Consider the following 20,208-nt stretch of genomic DNA (forward strand, 5'->3'; position numbering starts at 1 on the left):
CTACACCTCACTTCGCACATGCAAAGATGTGCTGATTACGTCTTCTGCGTGTCTTCCGATCATCATCAGGAATTCCCCTGCTTCTACAAACGGCTTCAGGTTGACATCCAGCATTTGCAGATGCTCCTTACTTACGATGAAGCTGACGGTCTTGGTTTCTCCCGGCTCAAGCGCCACACGCTCGAAGCCTTTCAGTTCTTTCCCCGGACGGGTAATGGAGCTCACTTTATCGGAGATATAGAATTGAACGACCTCTGTACCTGCAACCTTACCGGTATTGGATACCTTTACGGAAACGACGGCCTTCCCATCCGGTGCGATCACTTCCGGGAATACAGCAAGCTCGCTGTATTCGAACCTAGTATAGCTCAGTCCGAAGCCAAACGGATAACGCGGCTTGGCATCCATTTCCAAATACCGCTTGCCTCGGGAGCGTTTGCCGTTATAGTAGACCGGAAGCTGGCCGACATGCTTCGGAACCGATATCGTCAGTCTGCCTGACGGATTGACGTCGCCGAACAGAATATCGGCAAGCGCGGCACCGCCTTCTTGCCCCGGATACCAGGCCTCAAGAATGGCATCGGCATGCTCGTCGATCCATGGCTCTACGATCGGGCGCCCGTTAATATAGACTACGATGAGCTTCTTGCCTAATTTATGAATTTCCTGCGCCAGCATAAGCTGTACGCCCATCAAATGAAGTCCGGTGCGGTCGATCCCTTCACCGCATTCCATATCGCTCCAAGCAAGCTCCGATACGACGGATGCGCCTGTGCGCAAATCGATCGTGCCTTCGCCAAAGTCTCGCGCGCTCGAACCGCCAAGCGCCAGTATGACCACATCGGCCTGCTCCGCGCAAGCCAAAGCGGAAGCGAAACCTTCCTTGGAATCGCCTTGAATTCTGCAGCCCGGGGCGTAGAGCACACGGTCCTGCGCTTGCTTGCCAAGCGCTGCCTTAATGCCGTCAAGCAGCGTAACGATTTGCTCGCGCGGCTGCGGCGACGTGTAATCGCCAAGCTGGTTGTAGATGTTATCGGCATTGGGACCGATCACGGCGATTCGGCCACTGCCGGCCGCTTTGGACAGAGGCAGTGCCGCGCTTTCGTTCTTCAGCATGATAATGCCTTGACGAGCGACCTCGCGCGCCAGCTCAGCATGCTCCCGGCAGCCGATAATCTTCCCGGCCGCAGTCGGATCAACATACGCACGATCGAACAATCCGAGCTCGAACTTGGCTCTAAGAATCCGCTCGACGGCCACATCGAGATCCGCATCCTCAATCAAGCCGTTACGCAGCGCATCATGTAGATGTCCGGCGAACATCGCCCCCGACATCTCCATATCGATGCCTGCCTTGAGCGAGATCGCCGAGGCTTCTTCGCCATCCTTGGCGACATCATGTCCCCAAGCCAGCATGTTAATCGCTCCGCAATCGGTAATGACGAACCCGTCAAAACCCCAATCTTCGCGAAGCACTTGCTCCAGCAGCTCGGCATTCGACGTGCAAGGAACGCCGTCGATCTCGTTATAGGCCGGCATGATCGACTTTGCACCCGCCTCGACGCCTTTACGAAACGGAAGCAGGTCGACTTCATGCAGCTCCCGTTTGCCCATATGGGCAGGACCGGCATTGCGTCCTCCCTCTGAGGCGCCATAGCCGACAAAATGCTTCAGCGTAGCAATCACGCTTCCTTCTCCATCAAGCCGTTCCCCTTGCAATCCCTGTACGGCAGCAACCGCCAGCTCCCCGATCATGAACGGGTCTTCCCCGAAGCACTCCTCGGTTCTGCCCCAGCGCGGATCCCGTACGACGTCAAGCACCGGCGAATAAGTAGCGGCCCCGCCTTGGCTGCGGGTTTCGAGCGCAACAGCACGGCACATCTCGCGGTATAGATCCACATTCCATGCGCTTCCGATCAGAAGCGGAACCGGAAATACGGTAGCGCCAATCGCCATATGACCATGCGAGCACTCTTCACCAAACAGAATCGGAATACCGAGTCTGGACTGTTCCATGGCGAAACGCTGAATTTCATTCACCGCGCGTGCGCCTTCCTCTGGCGATAGCCCGTTCTCCAGCGTCACTTCTGTCCACGGATCGGCACGAAGCGTGCCATAGAGTGAACCGATGCCGCCTTTCTTCATCTGCTCTTGAAAGTCAGCGTCCAGCTCGATCGTACCATCAGCCCTCTTATGATACATTTTCCACCCGAATGGCTGGGTCATCTGACCGATCTTCTCTTCGACTGTCATGTGTGCCAGCAAATCACTTACCCGTTCAGAGATTGTAAGCGAAGCGTCTTTGTAACGCATAATACCTTCCTCCTTCATTCCTAACAAGAAAACACAAGGAAGTATGCCCGAAGGAATACTTCCTTGTTGTTTGATTTATTTCTTCTCAATTGCGGATTGATAAATTTGGATGTATTGCGGCAGGTTCAAACCATCGAACCCTTTCACGTAACCATCCCAATCTTTTTCAATGTCCTTGTCGCCGATGATGAACTGAGCCATGTTCGAATTGACATAATCCTTGATGGAAGTCGCCAATTGAGCGATTGTATCCGTATCTTCTGCTTTCACATAAGCGCCGGATGGGTAAGTTTCCTTCGGTGCATAGGCATCATATGCTGCTGTTGCATCTGCAAGGCGTTTCTCGTAACCCGCAGCTGTCAGCGGATCTTGAGCTGTCGCGAACAAATCGCGGAATTCCTTGGACAAGTCTTTAGGTCCAAGAAGCGACCAGCTATCATTGCGCACAACATTTTCGTCTAGCGGCTGCAGTCCGGAGAAGCTGTACTTCGCAGGTTGTCCGGAAATGTTAAGCTCGCCTGCTTCTGCTTTCTTCCAGCCAATGCCTTCTTTGACGCCATATTCGCTGAACAACGAGCCTTCTTCGCTATACGCATAGTCCATGATTTTGATTGCGGCGATTTGCTGCGCTTCAGACGCTTTGTTCGTAATGGCCATCGGGAACTCGCTGATCCCTTGGGATGTGCCTGCAAGTTGAACGCCGCCTGGGCCTTTTACCGGCGGTACGATAACCCAGTGCTTCTGACGCTCATCTTTATCTTCGTAAGCTTTAACCAGGTAGCTGACAAGAGCAGTCGTAATGGAACCTACGATTTCATCGCCCTCACGTTGGCCGAGTTGACCAACCGCTTGGTCGTTCTGTGTAAAGGATGCTTTGTCGATCAAACCTTCGGAGTACAGCTTGTGCATATAGGCCAAGCCTTCTTTCCACTCCGGCTTGTTCGCTGCAAAGTCTACTTTACCATCTGTTACCGTTAAATACTTATCATTATCGTTATAAATAAATGAATTCATTAGATAGGAGTCGATATTACCGTTCCAAACCGATTTGTTCGGAGCACCTGTCAATGGAATTTCATCTGCCTTGCCATTGCCGTTCGGATCTTGCGTTTTGAAAGCTTTCAGAACCGTATACAGCTCGTCAGTCGTTGTAGGAACAGCAAGTCCTACCTTGTCGAGCCATTCTTTGTTCATCCAGAACTTCTGTGCATGTGTACAGTGGTAACATTCATTCGTACGTGCAATGCCGTAAATATTGCCGTCTGGCGCTGTCATCGCTTCTTTCAGATAAGGCTTCTTCTCAAACATCGCTTTCAAGTTCGGCGCATATTTGTCAATGAGATCGTTAAGCGGAATAAGCACGCCTTGCTTGCCGTAAGTCATCAAGTCACCGGTCGTAAATTTCGCTTCCAGGAACACTTCCGGATAGTCGCCGCTTGCAAGCAGCAGCTGTCTACGGTCTACGAGTGCGTCAGTAGGAGCGACATCCCACTTGATTTTAACGTTGAATTTCTCTTCCACGAGTTTCGTGTAATCATTGTCCTCAAGCGGCGCTTTGCCTTGTGGTGCAAAAAATCCGATATCGATAGGACCAGAAGCCTCTTCAGTAGCTGCATTGTTTCCAGTTGTTTCATTGCCTGCACCGGCATTCTCTTTGTTGTTGCTGCCACATGCGGAAAGAACGATACTGCTGATCAATACGATCATGAGTGATACCCAGATGGACTTTTTCAAAACGAACTCCTCCTAGAATGAATAGTTTCGTTGCAGCTGCTCGAACTTCCCGAGCAGTTCCCCCTGATTGCCTGATTGCCGACGCGCTTCTGACTGATCGATGATGTCGTTGCCCCACCTCCACAATTAGTTCACACTATTGTTGAAGTTAGCCCTTTAAGGAACCAACCATAACACCTTTGACGAAATGCTTTTGTACGAAAGGATACATGATGAGAACAGGTACGCAGGCTACGACGATCAGCGCATATTTCAGCACCTGCTCGAAGCCTTTATCACGAAGACTCTGTGCGGTATTCGCCAGCATCGCCGGGTCAGCTGCATTAAGAATCAGCATGTTGCGAAGGACATATTGCAGCGGGAAAAGATGTTCCGATCTCAAGTAGATCAGGGCATCAAAGTAAGCATTCCAATGGCCTACGGCGTACATCAGCGTCATTACGGCCAAGACCGGTTTGGACAATGGCAATACGATGCTGAGCAGATACCGTATATCTCGGCAACCATCCATTTGCGAAGCTTCTTGGAGCTCCTGCGGAATCGAGGATTGGAAGAAGGTTCGGGCGATAATGACTTGAAAAATGGAGAACGCTCCGGGGAGCCACAGCGCCCAGCGTGTATCCAGCATGTGTAAATTTTTTACCAACAAGTACGTTGGTATGAGTCCGCCGCTAAAGAATAATGTCACCATCATGAGAATCATGATGTATTTGCGGCCCGGCATCGTACGCTGCGACAGCGGGAAAGCCATGAGGACCGTAAAAGCGACGTTAATCAGTGTTCCGAAAATCGTATAAATAAAGCTGTTATAATAACCTGTCATGAGCTGCGAGCTCTGGAAGATCGACTTATAAGCTCTAAAGGAGAAGTCGACCGGATAAAGCCACACTTTGCCCGAAACAACGGCATCCGGCGAGCTGAGCGATGAGCTGAAAATATAAAGCAACGGATAAAGTACTGTCAGCGTAATTGCTGCAAGCAAGAGATAAAGACTTATCAGCAAGACACGGTCGCCGAAAGGTTCCCTGATTTTTTGTTTGATTGTCATAGACGGCCGCCTTTCTACCATAAGCTGTTTTGTGAAACTCTGCGTGCAACTGCGTTTACACCGACAAGCAGGATCAAGTTAATGACGGAGTTGAACAGTCCAACCGCAGAAGAGAAGCTGAAGTTCGCTCCAAGCAAACCAACCTTGTACACATAAGTCGAGATAACCTCGGACGTACTCAAGTTCAACGAATTTTGCATCAAGAAGATTTTCTCAAAGCCGACTGCCATGACATTGCCCAGACTTAGAATAAGCAGCGTAATGGTAATCGGGAGCAGGGAAGGCAAATCGATATGAATGATTTTCTTATACCGCGATGCGCCATCCATCCGTGCAGCTTCATAGAGCGAAGGATCGACGCTGGCCAATGCCGCGATATAGATGATGGATGCATAGCCCATTTCCTGCCACACGCCGGACCAGACATAAATGGATTTAAATAGCTTCGGCTCACCCATGAAGTTAACGGACTCCCATCCTAAGAAGGACATGACCCTGTCAATTACCCCGACATGCGGTGAAAGCATCAATATAATAATCGATACCATGATAACCGTCGAAATAAAGTGAGGCGCGTAAGTGATCATTTGAACCGACCGTTTAAAGAAGCCTGTCCGTATTTCGTTTAACGCCAGCGCCAGCAGAATCGGTATCGGGAATCCTGCCAAGAGCGAGTAGAAGCTGATGATCAGCGTATTTTTAATAAGGATTGGGAAGTTCGGCGAGCTAAACAAATTATCAAAGTGTTTAAACCCTACCCATGGGCTGCCCAAGATTCCTTTAATGACATTAAAATCTTTAAACGCGATAATTACTCCAAACATCGGTATATATTTGAAGATGATAAGATAGAGTACCGGTAGAAGGACAAGCAGGTATAGCTCCCAACTCCGCTTCATTTTGCCCCATGTCTGCGCCATCCGCATTACCCCTTTATTCAGTGTCGTATTCGATAGCTCGATTCTAGCCCGCCGAGGACAACACCAGCAATTCGTAAGATTCCGCGATACCACCTTTTTCGCACAGTGCACTGTTGACGGTTAGTAGCACGAGGAAATAAGGGTACTCCTCATTTTTCTACAGATGGACTTTTTCGCCCCCGTAAAGCGCCGAATTTCGTGTAGACACGGCCTTATACCAGGCTCTTAAGCGCAAAAAAACCTTGGTATCCGCCACTGTTGCTGGCATGACCCAAGGTTATAGAATGCCCATCACTTCTGCTGCTTGCGGTAATCACTTGGTGAAAGTCCCGCAACGTTCTTGAAGGCACGATTGAAGGAGTTATAATTAAAATAGCCGACCTGCACGCTTATTTCCTGTAAAGATGTATCGGTAGTGAGCAGCAGCTGTTTGGCTTTATCCATTCGCAGTCCGATTAAGAAATCTACAAAATTCCCGCCGGACTCTTCTTTGAACAGCTTGCTGATGTTCTTCGCATGAATGTTGAATTTGTCGCTAAGATGGTCAAGCGAGAGCTCCGGATTGGCATAATGCTCTTCAATATAGGCCCGAATATCGCCGATTACAGCCCGCGTCCGTTGGGAATCCTTAAGCGCCTGTAAGCGATCTGTAGCCGTTTCGAAGATTTCTGTGCAGCCCTGCTTCAATTCCGCTGCCGTTTCCCAACTTCTCCCAAGCTCAACCAGCTCAGCGCCTGCATCCTTCCACACATTCCGATAATCCTTGGACAGCTCCACAAACACGCGGCTAAGCTGCTGGTGCAGGAACTGCAGGAAGCTCTCGATTTCCTTCCGCGATGAGATGGAATCTTGGATTTGTTCGAACAGCTCGTCCAGATGTTTCTTCCAACCACTTTCAGCAAGCCTGATCGCCTGAGATAGGGAGTGAATGGTGCCAAAATAATCATGCACACGGAACTTAGACGCATCTAGCTCTGATGGCTGAAGCAATCTCCCCGTCCCGAGCACGGCTTTATATTGCAGTAAATTGCCTGCGAGCTCGTAGGAGCTCCGAATTCCTTCGAGACTGTGCGCCACAGCTCCTGAGCCGATCGTAACCGTGAAGCTCAAATTGCTGTGAACCCATTCCACGATTTGTCCGCCGATGTGTACGCTTAGTAGAGCTGCATCCGCTTCATCCGGTACCCATACGACAGCGGCCAGCTTACTATCTACAATCCACTCCGCCCAAACGCTTGCCCCGCTAAGCGCAGACATTTCCTGCGTAACGCTGGATACGACGAATTTGAGAATGGATTGATCCTGATGATGATAGTTCTCGATAAACTGCTGATAACGGTCAATTTCCAGAACAAGCACGAAAGCCTGTAAACCCGCCGGATTAATATGATAAGTAAGCAAATCCGCCTGCCATTCTGTCTCGCGAATAGGCACCCGTCCTTCCATGGCCTCATGAAAGCGATGCTTCTTCTTCAGAATAACTGTTTCTTTGTTCTGCTCCCTTGTCTTCGTCGTTTCCTCCATCAGATGCTCCAGCGCACCGCGGATAAACCCGAATTCATTGTCTCCGGTTTTGCCATCCTCCGGTTTAATTAACGCACTTGTGCGAATCAGGGAAACTAACTGACTGATCGGTTTATAATTGCGCCTCGTCACGTGGACGACCCAGATAACGCCCAGGAGAACCGCAACGATGGCAATGATGACCCAAATGCTATAGAAATTGAGGGCAAGCCGCGACAAAACCGAATCAACCGGCCCGCTCTCCACTTCCCATCCCGTATAAGGAGAAACGTAATGGGAAAGCACACTTCTGCTTCCTTGGCTTGCCGCGCTGTTATCCACTAAGCTGCTGCCAAGCTTGTCGCTGATGTGAACAAAAGTGAGATTCTGATTGTACATCGGCGTAATGGAGGCTTTCAATTTGGACAAGCTGACATTCACGACGATATAACCCTTCTTCTCCGTCGTAAAATGCGGATAATCCTGCACAAGCGTAATGACATCCTTCAGTTTCTCAGCCGTATAGGGTTTATAGCTTCTTTTTCCTGTCCATTTCCCCGGCGGCAGTCTCTGCTCTATGTAAGGTTGTATAAATGGCTTGTCCACGAAGTCTGCGGTGATGCCGGATCCGTCGCCAACGACGAAATCATCCTTTAACCGGATGAGATACGCGGAATCTATGATCGGATAATTAAGCTTCCAGTCATCCATGAGCGTATTCGCTTGCATCGTGATGTACACATCTTCGCTCTTCGCATTAAAGAACTTCCTTAGCTCCGCAGTCGAAAGCGTGTCCCGCAGGATGCGGTAATCCAGCGTTTTGAGCGAATTGTCTGTGAACCGTACAACCTGCTGGGCAAGAAATTCATTGGCCTTAATCGCTTCTTTGCGGTTCTGTTCATTCAGCGTTTGGAAGAAAACCACGAATAGTATGGTTACCACGACAAAAAACACGGGAAGATAAGATAATAGTAATTTACGGAACCAATTGCTGTTCATGTTCATCCCCCATTATCTTATGTTCCCGCGCTACCGGTTAAAAATACACTTTATTCTACACTAATCAATCGCTTATTTCCAATCCCCCAAGTAAAACGATTCTATCATTTACTTCGTAGCCATGCGGAAAACATGTGCAATCGGAGCTGCTCCGACAAGCTGACTCTTCGGAAGATGTACGATTATGCCTTCTTGATCCAGCGTGTAGAACACATTTTCTTCCGTTCCCACGAGCTCGATGCCCGTAATCGCTTCTGTATACGGAATTCGGATCTGTTCGGAAACCGGCGAATCTTCGCTTGCATACAGATACGTGCAGTATACGGTGTCACCTTTGCGCGTAAATGCACAATCACTAGTATAGTAAGGCGCGCAAATGCGCGTGCCATAGACCGCTTCGCCATACACTTTCATCCAAGCTCCGAGATCCTTCATGCTCTTCACTGCGCCTTTAGGCAATCTGCCGTCAGGCTGTGGTCCGACATTGAGCGCCAGGTTGCCGCCTTTAGCTACAACCTCCATCAAGATATGAACCAATTGGCGCGCCGACTTGTACTTGTCCTCGAAGCCGAACGAGAACGACGTACCAATCGTGATGCAGCTTTCCCATGGCACATGCAGCGGACGATCCGGGATCGTTTGCTCCGGTGTGACGTAGTTCTCATACGCGCCGCCAACTGTACGGTCAGCCGACAGCAGCCATGGCTGCGATGTCTGACGTGCACGCTCGACCACTTCGCCCAAACGAATATCTTGATTCACTTTACCGCCATCTCGTACCCAACCGGCATCCAGCCATAGAATGTCGATACGGCCGTAGCGAGTCATCAGCTCCATAATTTGCTCATGCGTGAACTGGACAAATTTCTCCCACATGGAAGGATGCTCCGCCGGATTGTAAGAAGGTCCGCGCCACATATGGCGGCCTCTCTCCATTCCCGGTGCCCAGTAATAAGGGGTATTCCAGTCCGCTTTAGAGAAATACGTCGCGATCGCAAGCCCTTTATCACGGAAGGCATCGAATACATTCTTGCAAATGTCCGCGTAACGGTGCGCATGGAAAGGCGTTTCCTTGCCAGTAATGCGGTAATCCGTCGTATGCGTGTCCCACATGCAGAAGCCATCGTGATGCTTAGTCGTGAAGATCAAATATTTGAAACCGCCCTCGGCAGCTACTTCAGCCCACTTCTCCGGTTCGAAGCGAATCGGATTGAACGTCTTGTTCAGCGCGAAATACTCGCGTTTCATTTCTTCATAGTCATTCGTCCAATCGACGTCGTTTCGTGCCCAGTCGCCGTCTTCGTCACTAAGTGTCCACGATTCCACCATGCCGATTTGGGAATAGGGACCCCAGTGCATCATCAAGGCGAGCTTCTGATCCTGGAACCATTCCAGACGCTCCAAGGTTATAGGGTCTGTCGGTTTGACCCATTCAGATTCACTGCTATAATTATGAACGCCATTTTCCACTTCATGTACGGTTTCACTCATGTATTTAGCCTCCTTAATAGTTAACGATGCTTCGCTTAGGCGAGCATGGCTCCAATCTTCTTCTCATTCATCAGCTTCAGAATCAGCTCGCCGAACAACGTGTTTGCCCAAGCAAACCACGATCTTGTGAATTGCGCCGGATCATCCACGCTGAAGCCTTCATGCATGAAGCCGGTATTGCCATCTGTCGCGATCAGCAGCTTCACCAGCTCCGCGATCTCCTGATCGTCGGTCGAGGTGAGTGCTTGCATGACCAAGCTGATATGCCAGATATAACGCGGCGGTGTATGCGGGCTTCCGATGCCTTTCGCACAGCTGCCTTCGTAGTAATAAGGGTTGTCCTTGCTTAGGATGAATCGGCGCGTATTCAGGTAAATCGGATCGTCCTTGGCTGCATAGCCCAGGTAAGGAATAGACAACAGGCTTGGCACGTTTGCATCGTCCATCAGCGTGTAATTGCCCTGCCCATCGGTTTCATAGGCGTACATATCGCCGTACACCGGATGCTTGTAGATGCCGAAATCGCGAATGCCAAGGTCAATCTCTTCCTGCAGCGCCAGCGCTTCGCTCTGCAGAGATGCATCGCCCAGCACCTCGTTTGCGATTTCAGCCAAATAACCCAGCACCACGCTCGCGAACATGTTAGCCGGAACCAGATATCCATAGGCGCACGCATCATCACTTGGCCGGAAGCCGGACCATGTCATGCCTGTGTAGCTGACCGGTGCGCCCATTCCGTTGTTGTGGATCGTATCGCTCGGCGGGCCGGACAGACGAGTGAAGCGGTAAGGCGACTCCTCTACATGCTTCTGCTCCGTGCGCCATAGCTGTAGAATTCGTACCGCCGCCTGCTTGAAATCGTCATCGAAAGCAGCTGTGCTGCCTGTTTGTTTCCAGTACAGGTAGCTGATCTGGAGCGGATAACAGAGGGAATCAATCTCGTATTTGCGCTCCCATACCCATGGGCTTGGTGCAGGCAATTCGGTCACATCGTTCTCGTAGCGCATGTCGTTGGCCTCTTCATTGAAGGCATTCGCATAGGGATCGATGAGGATGCAGCGGAATTGGCGTTTCAACAGCCCTTCAATAATGCCGCGAAGCTCCGGATCTTCCGAAGCCAGCTGAATATAGGGCCTGACCTGTGCACTGGAATCTCGCAGCCACATCGCCGGGATGTCGCCGGTAAATACGAAGGATGTTCCGTCTTCCAGCTGGCGTGTAGTTGTTTCCAATGTGTTCGGGAAGCATTGCTTAAACATATGAAGCAGCTTCGGGTGCAAGGCTAGCTCGGCCTCCGCCATAGCTAGGATGTTTTCGATGGATTGCGGCAGTTTCGGTTTCAATTCAGTAGTCAGAGGATTCACCTTCTTATGTGTATTTTTCTTATTTCTTACGTTTAGTTGGCTGCTTGCTGCGGCTGGTGATTCAGCACCGGCGTATCCGTAAGCATAACCGTCGATGCTTGCGACGCATCATGCAGCTCGAATACGATGATTTCATTGCTGCCTTCACGGAGAAGAGGGGCTGGCACATACAGCGTTTGCTGAGGGCCTTTGCTCCAGTAACGCCCCAGGTTGAAGCCATTTATGAAGACGACACCTTTCGTCCAGCCCTGCATGTCCAGGAACGTATCTGCGCCGGCCTCCGAAACGTGGAAAGTTCCTTTATAGAACCGAGGTCTATCCGTATTCGAGCTGTTCGCGGCCCAAGCCAGCTTCGATAAGTCTTCAAGCGGAATCGGCCGAATGGTCCAATTGAAGAGAAATTGGAACCCCAGTCGAACCCCTTCCGTGATCCCTTTGCGGTCTCTTAGGTAAGGGCCATAGTTGATTCTGCCCATATTCTCAACGAGAATATCCAGCCTCGCGCCTCCGGCCGGCACTTCAATCGCCAGCGATTGCGGCGTCTGCGATCGTTCGATTACGCCTCTGAATTCGCCATCCACATAAACCAATGCCCGGTCGCGTACCTCTTGCAGATAGAGCTGCTCTGAAGGCCGCGGTCCGGAAATGTGCGTTGAATACAAAATAAAACCATAATTCTGTCCAACCTTCTCCATCGGAAGCGGTGTAACGGATTGGAACGGTGCCGACAGAACGTCGAGCTGCTCCCATAATGCTGCCTGCTCAGTTAATTCGACTTGCCCGTAGGCACGGCGAGGGATAACAGGAGGTAACTCCAACGGACCGAGCTCCTCATACCGTGCAATGACTTCTCGGACCGCATAATACTTGGCTGTTGGCACACCAGTCTCATCCAACGGAGAATCGTAGTCATAGCTCGTAATCGTGGGCTCGAAGAGATTAGGCTCCTGGCAGTTTGCGCCATTATAGAAGCCGAAATTTGTACCGCCATGGAACATGTAGAAGTTGACGGAAGCGCCGGCAGCCAGCATTTCGTCCAGCACTGCTGCCGCGTCTGCAGCATCGCGTGTATGATGCGGTTTGCCCCAATGGTCAAACCACCCATTCCAATACTCCATGCACATAAGCGGCGAATCCGGCTGATATTCCTTCAGCTTATCGAAGGAAGAGGTCGGATTGGAGCCAAAGTTGACCGTTGACAGCACGCCTTGGACAGATCCGCCCTGCAGCAGCGCATCAGTGGGTCCATCGGAGGTGAACAGCGGTACATCAATACCGCGTTTAATAAGCGCCTGTTGCAAATAGTCCAGGTACACGGCGTCGTTGCCATAGCTGCCATATTCGTTCTCGATTTGTACGGCGATAATCGGTCCGCCATTTGTACAAAGCAGCGGTTTCAACCGCGGAATGAGTACATCATAATAAGCATCAACCTTGCTCAGATAAGCGGGATAGCTGCATCTCAGCTGCATATCGGAATCAGCCAGCAGCCATGCAGGCAGACCGCCAAATTCCCATTCCGCACAAATATATGGACTCGGACGAACAATGACATGCAAGCCGAGGCTGCCCGCAAGCTCGATATAAGCAAACACATCGGCAAGTCCATCGAAACAGAACTGCCCTTCGTACGGCTCATGTACATTCCAGGGAATGTACGTCTCCACCGTGTTTAGTCCGCAAGCTTTCAACTTCATTAAACGGTCTTGCCAGTACTGAGGGACAATCCGGAAATAATGCATAGCGCCGGACAGAAGGCGGACAGGCTTGCCTTCATACACAAACGCACTTCCTTCTATCGAAAAATGGGTCAACATGCTCGCTCCTTACCTCTGTCTTGTAGACATAGGATAAACGCGGTACTTCCTGCGCTCAACGGGATTTTTTCGGGAAGTTCCCCTTTTTCCACCCTAAACAGGGCACTACACCATTTTCCCAAGCCCCTTCTACGTTGAAAAAGGAGAAGTCGGCGAAACTTGCATCCTCCATGACGCAAAATTCGCCTGCCGGCAGCAATAAGAAAAGGCGCATCCGATTATCGGCTGCGCCTCTTCTTAGCAGACCTATAGGTTAAAGCTTACGCTTCTTTGCGTTTCACAGGGAGATAAATGTCCATCTCCACGAGCTCTCGGCCCGGATGGCAGCGATAATCATACAGCTCGAACTCCGCGGAGCCGGCATGCTCATAACCGGAATGCGGGAACCACTCGCCGAAGATCGCTCCCCATGTGCTTTGGATCGTGTTAGAGAACTGCTCGGTCGGCACCTTCGGTGTCGTAAACACCGCATATTCAGCAGCTCCGAACTCGCGGCAGACGAGACCCTCCGGCACATTGTCGAAGTTCTCGGCTTCCATGCCAATCAGGTACTTGAAGCTTCCGGTCGCCATGTCGAAGCCGTGGCAGATGCCGAGCTCGATCGGGCTTTCCTTATGAACGCGGTTCGGAATACGGCCCGCCCAGCCGTTCTTCAGATACTCCTGCCAGTATGCCGGAATCTGGCGTTGATTCTCGCCATCGTTCGTGGATGTTGTAAGCTCGTAGCCGATGACCTTGTAAGCGGGTTTCGTTTCAATCCGATAATCCATGCGAATGCCTCCCAAATAAGGATTGTATTTGCGCTGCAGCACATTTAGCTTCGAGTAAGCCGGCGGCTTGATCCCTTGCTTGCGGTAGTCAGCCGGCGTCATCTCGAACATGCGCTTGAAGGCGCGGGTGAACGTTTCATGATTCTGAAAGCCATAGTTCAGCGCAATGTCGAGCAGCCTTGTATCCGAATAGGCAACCTGCCAAGCCGATAACGCCAGACGACGCTTACGCACGTATTCCATTACGGTATCTCCCGCCATGGACAGAAAGACCCGGTGGAAATGAAAGTCGGACAGCCTCGCGACTTGCGCCAGCCGCGATAAGGACAGCTCCTCCGCTACATGTGCTTCTACGTAATCAATAGTCGTTTGGATCTGCAGCAGGTAATCCTCCCTCATTCGAGATGCATGACCTCCTCTTCCTTGCTGTACTCGTACTCCTTGTATTGTAACGTGGCTCCATGCTAATTTCTTGATGATTCTTGCTGAATCCTGCTCGCAGCATAAAAAAAGACCACCGTACTTTCCCGGCGGCCACTTCGTGCAATTTAAGCTACTTATTTGAACTTATCAGGAAACTGAGCAACGATCCCCTGTGCGAGAATATCCGCAAACATCAGCATGTGTGCCAGTCCTTCATCGAAAGCAAGAATATCGCCATTCCAGTCCTTCTTCAGCCTCGCGGTCACCGCAACCGTAATGAGCTGCAAATGCCGATCCATCATGCTCTTGATTTCTTTGTGCGTCCAATTCGGGTTAGCGCCGCTTAGAAATTTGGCAATATCGTCGGCATTGCGGTACCACGCTTTATTGTGCTTCTCCAAGTCCGCCTGATTCTCAGCCTTCGCCGCTTCAAGCACTTGTCCGGCAATCAGGATATGCTCCCGCAGCAGCTCAGCCAGCTTGTTGCCTGCGTTCTCGCCATAGTACGGCTTAATGGCGTTGCCGAGATCCTGCTGATTGCGAAGCAGGCGCTCCAGCACCTTATCGCGGTCCGCAAGTCCCTCGGTCGCGCTCACAATGTAGGATCTTGTCCAGTAGACATGGTCGCCCCACTGCTTCCGGAGCTCTTTGTTCAGGTTTACCATCGACTGCGTATAGCGAAGTTGATGGGCATGATGATCTTGCCTTGACGCTGAGGCATGTATTGGAGTAACTCCCAGCCCAAGCAGCACGCATACGAGCGTTAGGCTTAGCCATTGTTTTCTCATCCGCATTGTTGTTCTTCTCCTTTTGTGAGGCCGGTATAGTCGGTATGGTTAGCTCCTTTATTGTGGACATTTCCATTCATTTCATACACACAAGGTGAAACAGCCCGACCTTCACAGCGCAGCGCGTTTCATTCCGGTGTAATAGAAGCATTGTAGAAGGTGAGACTTATACTTTCTTCTATGTAGAGGCAGAAACCCGTACCCTTTGGCCACTCTCGGCATCTATTAACAGGAGTATAGCAACTAGCAGCGACATGAATGAGAGAGTAGGAGATAAGAGAATGTCGATGAGGAGAAACAGCAGTAGAGTCGTCACAAGCAGCAGCAAAACACGAGGAAATACCGTCAAAAACAGCCGAAAAGTTCGAAGCAGCAGCATGTCATGCACCGCCGGGAGCGGCTACAGTAGAGCCGTTTATTCCACGGGAATAATTCGGCGAAATCCCGGTACCAACTTCGCCCTCGTTGACCTCGTCAACCTTGGCTATAGAAATGCCTTACGAATGAGTTTTCGAGTATTCGACTGGTCGAGCGGCCTGCCTGTCGCACTCACGTTGGCGCCGTGTAACACGACCAACTGCTTCGTATCCCTGGCCCCAGGCACGTCGAATTTCGTGTACGCGGACGTATCGAGCGTGAAGTATAAGTACGAAGTGCGCATCAGCCGCAGCACAGCGAATCGCAACGTGATCCTCAACGTGTTCGGCCTTAGCCAAGAGCCTGTCACGCCGCAGATTGGCAACAACGTGCTGCAGCATGCGCTTGTCCGCATTAGATGAGATTGCATCATTCATCTCTTTACCATCACGATAAAGCACCAAAAAGTGGCTGAACAGAGTCCCCTCGGTTCAGCCACTTCGTTTACACATCCAGCTTCGCTTATACCCGCTTCTTCCACGCCTTCTCGCGTTCCCCGATCAGCGGGAATTCGCCAATCCGCAGGCGCGCGCTGCCGTAAGGGACAAGCGTCAATTCCGCGATCTCCTGACCTTCGGTCTTCGGATAGATCGGCGGCGTCCCCGCGTTGTTGCCCTCCATCTTCCACTCCCGCACCAGCTGACCGATTGCCTTCAACGTAACAGGCGCATGCTCGGCATCGAATGGTTGATACGGCACTTCACTCTCGCTAACCGCATAGTCGTTGTCTGCCAACAGGCCGTATTTCCAAGGCGTGCCCGGGTAAACCTCCCAGTCGTGAAACTTCGCCCGCTTCGTGAGCAGCTGCCAGTTCTCTTGAATCGGCAGGGCATAGACAAGCGGTCCGCGCTCAACGCTAATCGCATACAGATTGCGGGATGTCGTCGTAACGACCATCGGCAAACCAAGCGTCAGCACGTCTCCGTTCTTCCACTCGCGCTCCACGCGCGCATAACCATTAACGACGTTTAGCGAAACGTTAGCGCCGTTAACCGACAAGCTTGGCGAACCGCACCAGGCCGGAATGCGCAGCGAAATGGAGAAGGCTTCACTCGGACGATCCAGCGCCACAGCTATGTTAACTGTATCACGAAACGGATACTCACCGCTCACCGTTACCGTTGCCGTCGCACCGCTTCCAACCGACGCGTTCACCACGCTAGGCGCATACGACACAGCCGCCAAGCCGCCGTTCCCGTCACCCATCCACAGATGGGACGTAAACTTAGGCCAGCCCTGATGCATATTCGACGTGCAGCAGCCGAAATGCGGCTCCAGACCAAACAAGTTCGCATCGGGGCCGTTGCTCCAAGTCCGCGGAGCCACGTTGCACACGATTTGATTGACCTGCTGATCATATTGATGCGAAGTCCAGTCCTTAGAGATTGCGGCCGGGAGCGCGTTGAAAGCCACCTTTTCCAAAATATCCCCAAACCGTCCTTCGCCGAACACGCGTGTCAGATGCTCCATGGAATACATATACTCGACCACGGCGCACAGCTCGACGCCTTGACTTGGGCTCGTCCCCGATAACCACTCGTCTCCGGAGAACATGCCATGCGCTTGACCATGGTACGTCATCAAGCTGTCGATTCCGCGATGAACGGCAGCAAGCTCAACCTCTTCACCGCTTAGCTCATACCGGATCGCCGGGGTTTTGATGCCCATTGCCACATTGACGACATGCGTGCTCCAATCCCACTCCTCCACTTTGCGCCAGTACGGGAAGTCGTGAAACACATCGGTCCAATCGAGCGTCTGCTCGGCTACCGTCGCTGCCAGCTCCAGCAAGAACGCATCCCCTGTCTCTTTGTACAGCCATTGCACGCACAGTACCATCTCTGCGCCGCGTGCCTTGGCCCATCCCTCAAGCGGGTTAGCTGCAATATGACTGTGCACGTAACGGAAATATCGGGTCAAGAACGGAACAATACGCTCATCCCCCGTCACTTCCGCATATTGGGTCATCACCTTGAGCATGATCATGTAATGCCACCAGTCGTGCTTCTTGTTGATGTCATTATTGACCGATTGAATCGTTCCGCGCGGACCGAAATTGCCATCCTCCCCTTGGCTTGCGAGCGACCATTCCACCCAGCGCTGCGCTTTGGCAATCAGCCCCTCGTCCTCCAGCAAATAAGCAAGCGGCAGCAGTCCGTCCAAATAATAAGGCCCGCGCTCCCAGCTCTCCCCTTGACCGCCAATCCAACCGTTATCCGGCCCAACATCGCTCCAATGCTCTTCCAAATGTCCGGTTAATCCATCTGCCTGAATACGCAGCTGATTGCGGAGCCAGCCTGCAGGCTTAATCGCCCCTAGCGGTAAAGCTTGAAATGCTGTGGCGATCAGCTTATTTATCGTCGTCTCCATATAAGTCGTCTCCTTCAGATCCTCATAGTAAGATTGCTATGAAGCGAATATAGCATGGTTACGTGTATACAGCCGATAGCCGATGACAACCCTTTTTTATCTAATCACAACATGAATTCAAATTCGCCCATATGGCACAATTCCTGATAAACACTTATGATAAAAGCAAAACTCTCCGAAAGGAGCGACTCTCGAATGTTCCGATTTACTTCTCCGCCCATGCCGCACTATATCACTTCGGGCGAGGATACCTATACAGCAGGCGGCAAGCATCCGGGCCGTGCAAGCATCGGTGTATTCGATCTGCTCGCCGTAACACGCGGCACGCTCTATCTGGAAGAGGATGGTGTGCCGCTCACCGTTAGTGCCAATCAGTTTGCCATTCTGCGTCCGGATCGCGCGCACAAGACCGTGATTCCCTGCCAAGAGGAGACGCATTTCTACTGGCTTCATTTTCAAACGCTTGGCAGCTGGAGTGTTGTAGCGGAACGCGAACCGCATATGCCCCCGCCTATTAATGATCCCTACCCACAGATCGAAACCTTCGCGTTTCATGTGCCGAGATTCGGTGAGCTGCTCGCAAGGGAAGGCGTCTATGAACGGCTGCAAAATCTGCTGCTGCTCCATGCCGACTTCCATGCTGCAGCCCGTTTTCGCCAGCAAACCCTGCTGCTCGAGCTGCTGCTCCAGCTGCAAGAGGAGGGCAGCCATACCGCTGCTGCCAAGGACACGCAGCTTGCGCTCGCGGATGAAGCGGCTGCTTTCTTGCGCCGCAATTACCGGGAACAGCTCAGCTACAAGGAGCTGTCGGATCAGCTGCATTTTCACGCCAACTACATCGCGCTCTGCATGAAGAAAGCATTCGGCTGCACGCCGCAGGACTACCTCACACGCTACCGCATCGAGCAGGCGAAGCAGCTGCTCATTCATACCAGTGAGCCCATCGGTAAGATTGCCGAAGAAACCGGCTTCCAGACCTTCCCCTACTTCGTCCGCTGCTTCAGCAAGCACACGGGCGCTCGCCCGAAGGAGTTCCGGCTTCGATATCGATGATCAGCGAATGACAAAAGGCAGCTCAGCTTAGGACAACTTGCTTTCGTCCTGAGCCGAACTGCCTTTGCTAAACGGATTTATTTGACAATTCCCGTCCGGAGCTGCGTCACGCCGAACTCCAAGTACCCTTTCAAGCACGTCAGCACAAACACCCAGCCTTCTTTGTTGTCCACGATTTTACTCAGCAGCTCAGGATCATGATCTTGAAAGCCCTCTTCATTAATGGCAATAATCGTACACTCGTCAGGCTGCTCTTCCAAGGTAATGGTGACAATATGATCCTCGCCGGCCCATTGAAACACGATCTTCTTATCTGCCTCAACCTCAAGCAGCGTTATGCCCACTTCGGCATTGTACTCTTTGTAAATCAGCGTAACGCTCTTGCCTTTCTCCCATCGCTCCGAGCTGGTAGAGAACCAGAAGTTACCGATCTTAGCAGGGTCTACGAAGGCTTCGAACAGGTCGCGTGCCGGTCTGGCGATTCGAAATTTGGTTAGGTTATTCATAGGTATGTATCTCCTTTTGTCGCTCGGATTCATGGGAATGCGTGTGCCGGTGGCCCCGCTTCCTATTCTAGGATCTTCTGATAACTGGCAATGTCGAGCCACCTGCCAAACTTATGACCCACTTCTTTGAATAGTGCCGCTCGCTCGTAACCTAGTCGCTCAAACATTCGAATACTTCGCTCATTCTCCGTGCACACCGTGGCAACAAGCACATGAAACTCGCTCGCCCGCGCTTTCGTCTCCAGAAAAGCAACCATCTCTGCGCCAATTCGCTTGCCGAGATGCCCCGGAGCCAGATAAATCGTGACCTCCGCCGTCGTATTGTAGGCCTGCTTGTTCTTATGCTGCGCAAGCAATCCGTAGCCTATTATCGCACCTTCTTCTTCACACACATAGGTGCTGTACAGCGGATTGGCAGGCAGTACATTCGGCCGAATTTCGTCCATCGTCAGGGGAAGCGTGTGAAAAGAAACCGTCGTATGCACGACATAATGATTGTAAATCTCCAACACCTGCGGCAGATAACGTTCTTCCATCCGGGCAAATCGCATGATATTCGTCCCTTTCAGCAGTAGGTTCGACTCCCAATCCGCAATCCACTTTAACTCTACTCACCATACCATATTTTAGCGCGCAAAACGTAACCTATCGCGCCACCTGCAACAAACTAACCATGCTTATTCTAACGAACC

General features: G+C 51.4%; 15 protein-coding genes. 2 read left to right on the forward strand and 13 right to left on the reverse strand.

Annotation, left to right across the window (positions count from 1 at the left end):
* The 10 genes from AC0YN4_RS22970 to AC0YN4_RS23015 all read right to left on the reverse strand — a co-directional run bounded on the left by AC0YN4_RS22970 (nt 1) and on the right by AC0YN4_RS23015 (nt 15,170).
* The gene (locus AC0YN4_RS22970) at nt 1-2,313 is read right to left on the reverse strand and encodes a glycoside hydrolase family 3 N-terminal domain-containing protein (RefSeq protein ID WP_475836859.1); all 2,313 of its coding nucleotides are present in this window, start codon (nt 2,311-2,313) and stop codon (nt 1-3) included.
* Between the two features lie 75 nt (nt 2,314-2,388).
* Entirely contained in the window at nt 2,389-4,047 is a 1,659-nt protein-coding gene (locus AC0YN4_RS22975; protein WP_475782803.1) for a type 2 periplasmic-binding domain-containing protein, read from the reverse strand.
* 148 nt (nt 4,048-4,195) lie between these two features.
* A complete protein-coding gene (locus tag AC0YN4_RS22980; protein WP_475782804.1) occupies nt 4,196-5,095 on the reverse strand; it encodes a carbohydrate ABC transporter permease in 900 nt (299 codons plus the stop codon).
* 14 nt (nt 5,096-5,109) lie between these two features.
* On the reverse strand, nt 5,110-6,015 hold the full coding sequence (locus tag AC0YN4_RS22985) for an ABC transporter permease (protein WP_475782805.1): 906 nt from the start codon (nt 6,013-6,015) through the stop codon (nt 5,110-5,112).
* Between the two features lie 291 nt (nt 6,016-6,306).
* Nucleotides 6,307-8,517, reverse strand: coding sequence for a helix-turn-helix domain-containing protein (locus AC0YN4_RS22990; RefSeq protein ID WP_475836860.1), 2,211 nt, complete (start codon nt 8,515-8,517; stop codon nt 6,307-6,309).
* A 108-nt stretch (nt 8,518-8,625) separates the two neighbouring features.
* On the reverse strand, nt 8,626-10,008 hold the full coding sequence (locus AC0YN4_RS22995; protein ID WP_475782807.1) for an alpha-L-fucosidase: 1,383 nt from the start codon (nt 10,006-10,008) through the stop codon (nt 8,626-8,628).
* 35 nt (nt 10,009-10,043) lie between these two features.
* The gene (locus AC0YN4_RS23000; RefSeq protein WP_475782936.1) at nt 10,044-11,309 is read right to left on the reverse strand and encodes a glycoside hydrolase family 125 protein; all 1,266 of its coding nucleotides are present in this window, start codon (nt 11,307-11,309) and stop codon (nt 10,044-10,046) included.
* A gap of 95 nt (nt 11,310-11,404) precedes the next feature.
* Nucleotides 11,405-13,186 (reverse strand): beta-galactosidase, encoded by a 1,782-nt coding sequence (locus AC0YN4_RS23005; RefSeq protein ID WP_475836938.1) that lies wholly within the window; start codon nt 13,184-13,186, stop codon nt 11,405-11,407.
* A 263-nt stretch (nt 13,187-13,449) separates the two neighbouring features.
* Complete coding sequence (locus tag AC0YN4_RS23010) at nt 13,450-14,358, reverse strand: AraC family transcriptional regulator (RefSeq protein ID WP_475782808.1); 909 nt, start codon at nt 14,356-14,358, stop codon at nt 13,450-13,452.
* 158 nt (nt 14,359-14,516) lie between these two features.
* Nucleotides 14,517-15,170 carry a glycosyltransferase gene (locus AC0YN4_RS23015; RefSeq protein ID WP_475836939.1) on the reverse strand — a complete coding sequence of 218 codons (654 nt, stop codon included), beginning with the start codon at nt 15,168-15,170 and terminating at the stop codon, nt 14,517-14,519.
* A gap of 503 nt (nt 15,171-15,673) precedes the next feature.
* Between AC0YN4_RS23015 and AC0YN4_RS23020 the strand changes: the two genes are divergently transcribed.
* Nucleotides 15,674-15,949 (forward strand): hypothetical protein, encoded by a 276-nt coding sequence (locus AC0YN4_RS23020; RefSeq protein ID WP_475836861.1) that lies wholly within the window; start codon nt 15,674-15,676, stop codon nt 15,947-15,949.
* Nucleotides 15,950-16,049: 100 nt separating this feature from the next.
* On the opposite strand, the gene AC0YN4_RS23025 is transcribed toward AC0YN4_RS23020, so the two are convergent.
* Nucleotides 16,050-17,957: a beta-L-arabinofuranosidase domain-containing protein gene (locus AC0YN4_RS23025; protein WP_475836862.1), complete on the reverse strand. Its 1,908-nt coding sequence runs from the start codon at nt 17,955-17,957 to the stop codon at nt 16,050-16,052.
* Nucleotides 17,958-18,152: 195 nt separating this feature from the next.
* Here AC0YN4_RS23025 and AC0YN4_RS23030 point away from each other — a divergent pair, with 195 nt between their 5' ends.
* Nucleotides 18,153-19,010: a helix-turn-helix domain-containing protein gene (locus AC0YN4_RS23030; RefSeq protein WP_475836863.1), complete on the forward strand. Its 858-nt coding sequence runs from the start codon at nt 18,153-18,155 to the stop codon at nt 19,008-19,010.
* Nucleotides 19,011-19,087: 77 nt separating this feature from the next.
* Here AC0YN4_RS23030 and AC0YN4_RS23035 read toward each other — a convergent pair whose 3' ends face one another.
* Both AC0YN4_RS23035 and AC0YN4_RS23040 read right to left on the reverse strand, forming a co-directional pair.
* Entirely contained in the window at nt 19,088-19,516 is a 429-nt protein-coding gene (locus AC0YN4_RS23035) for an SRPBCC family protein (protein ID WP_475836864.1), read from the reverse strand.
* Between the two features lie 62 nt (nt 19,517-19,578).
* Complete coding sequence (locus AC0YN4_RS23040; RefSeq protein ID WP_475836865.1) at nt 19,579-20,052, reverse strand: N-acetyltransferase family protein; 474 nt, start codon at nt 20,050-20,052, stop codon at nt 19,579-19,581.
* Nucleotides 20,053-20,208 lie beyond the last annotated feature (156 nt).

The sequence above is a fragment of the Paenibacillus sp. J22R3 genome (genome assembly GCF_056269305.1).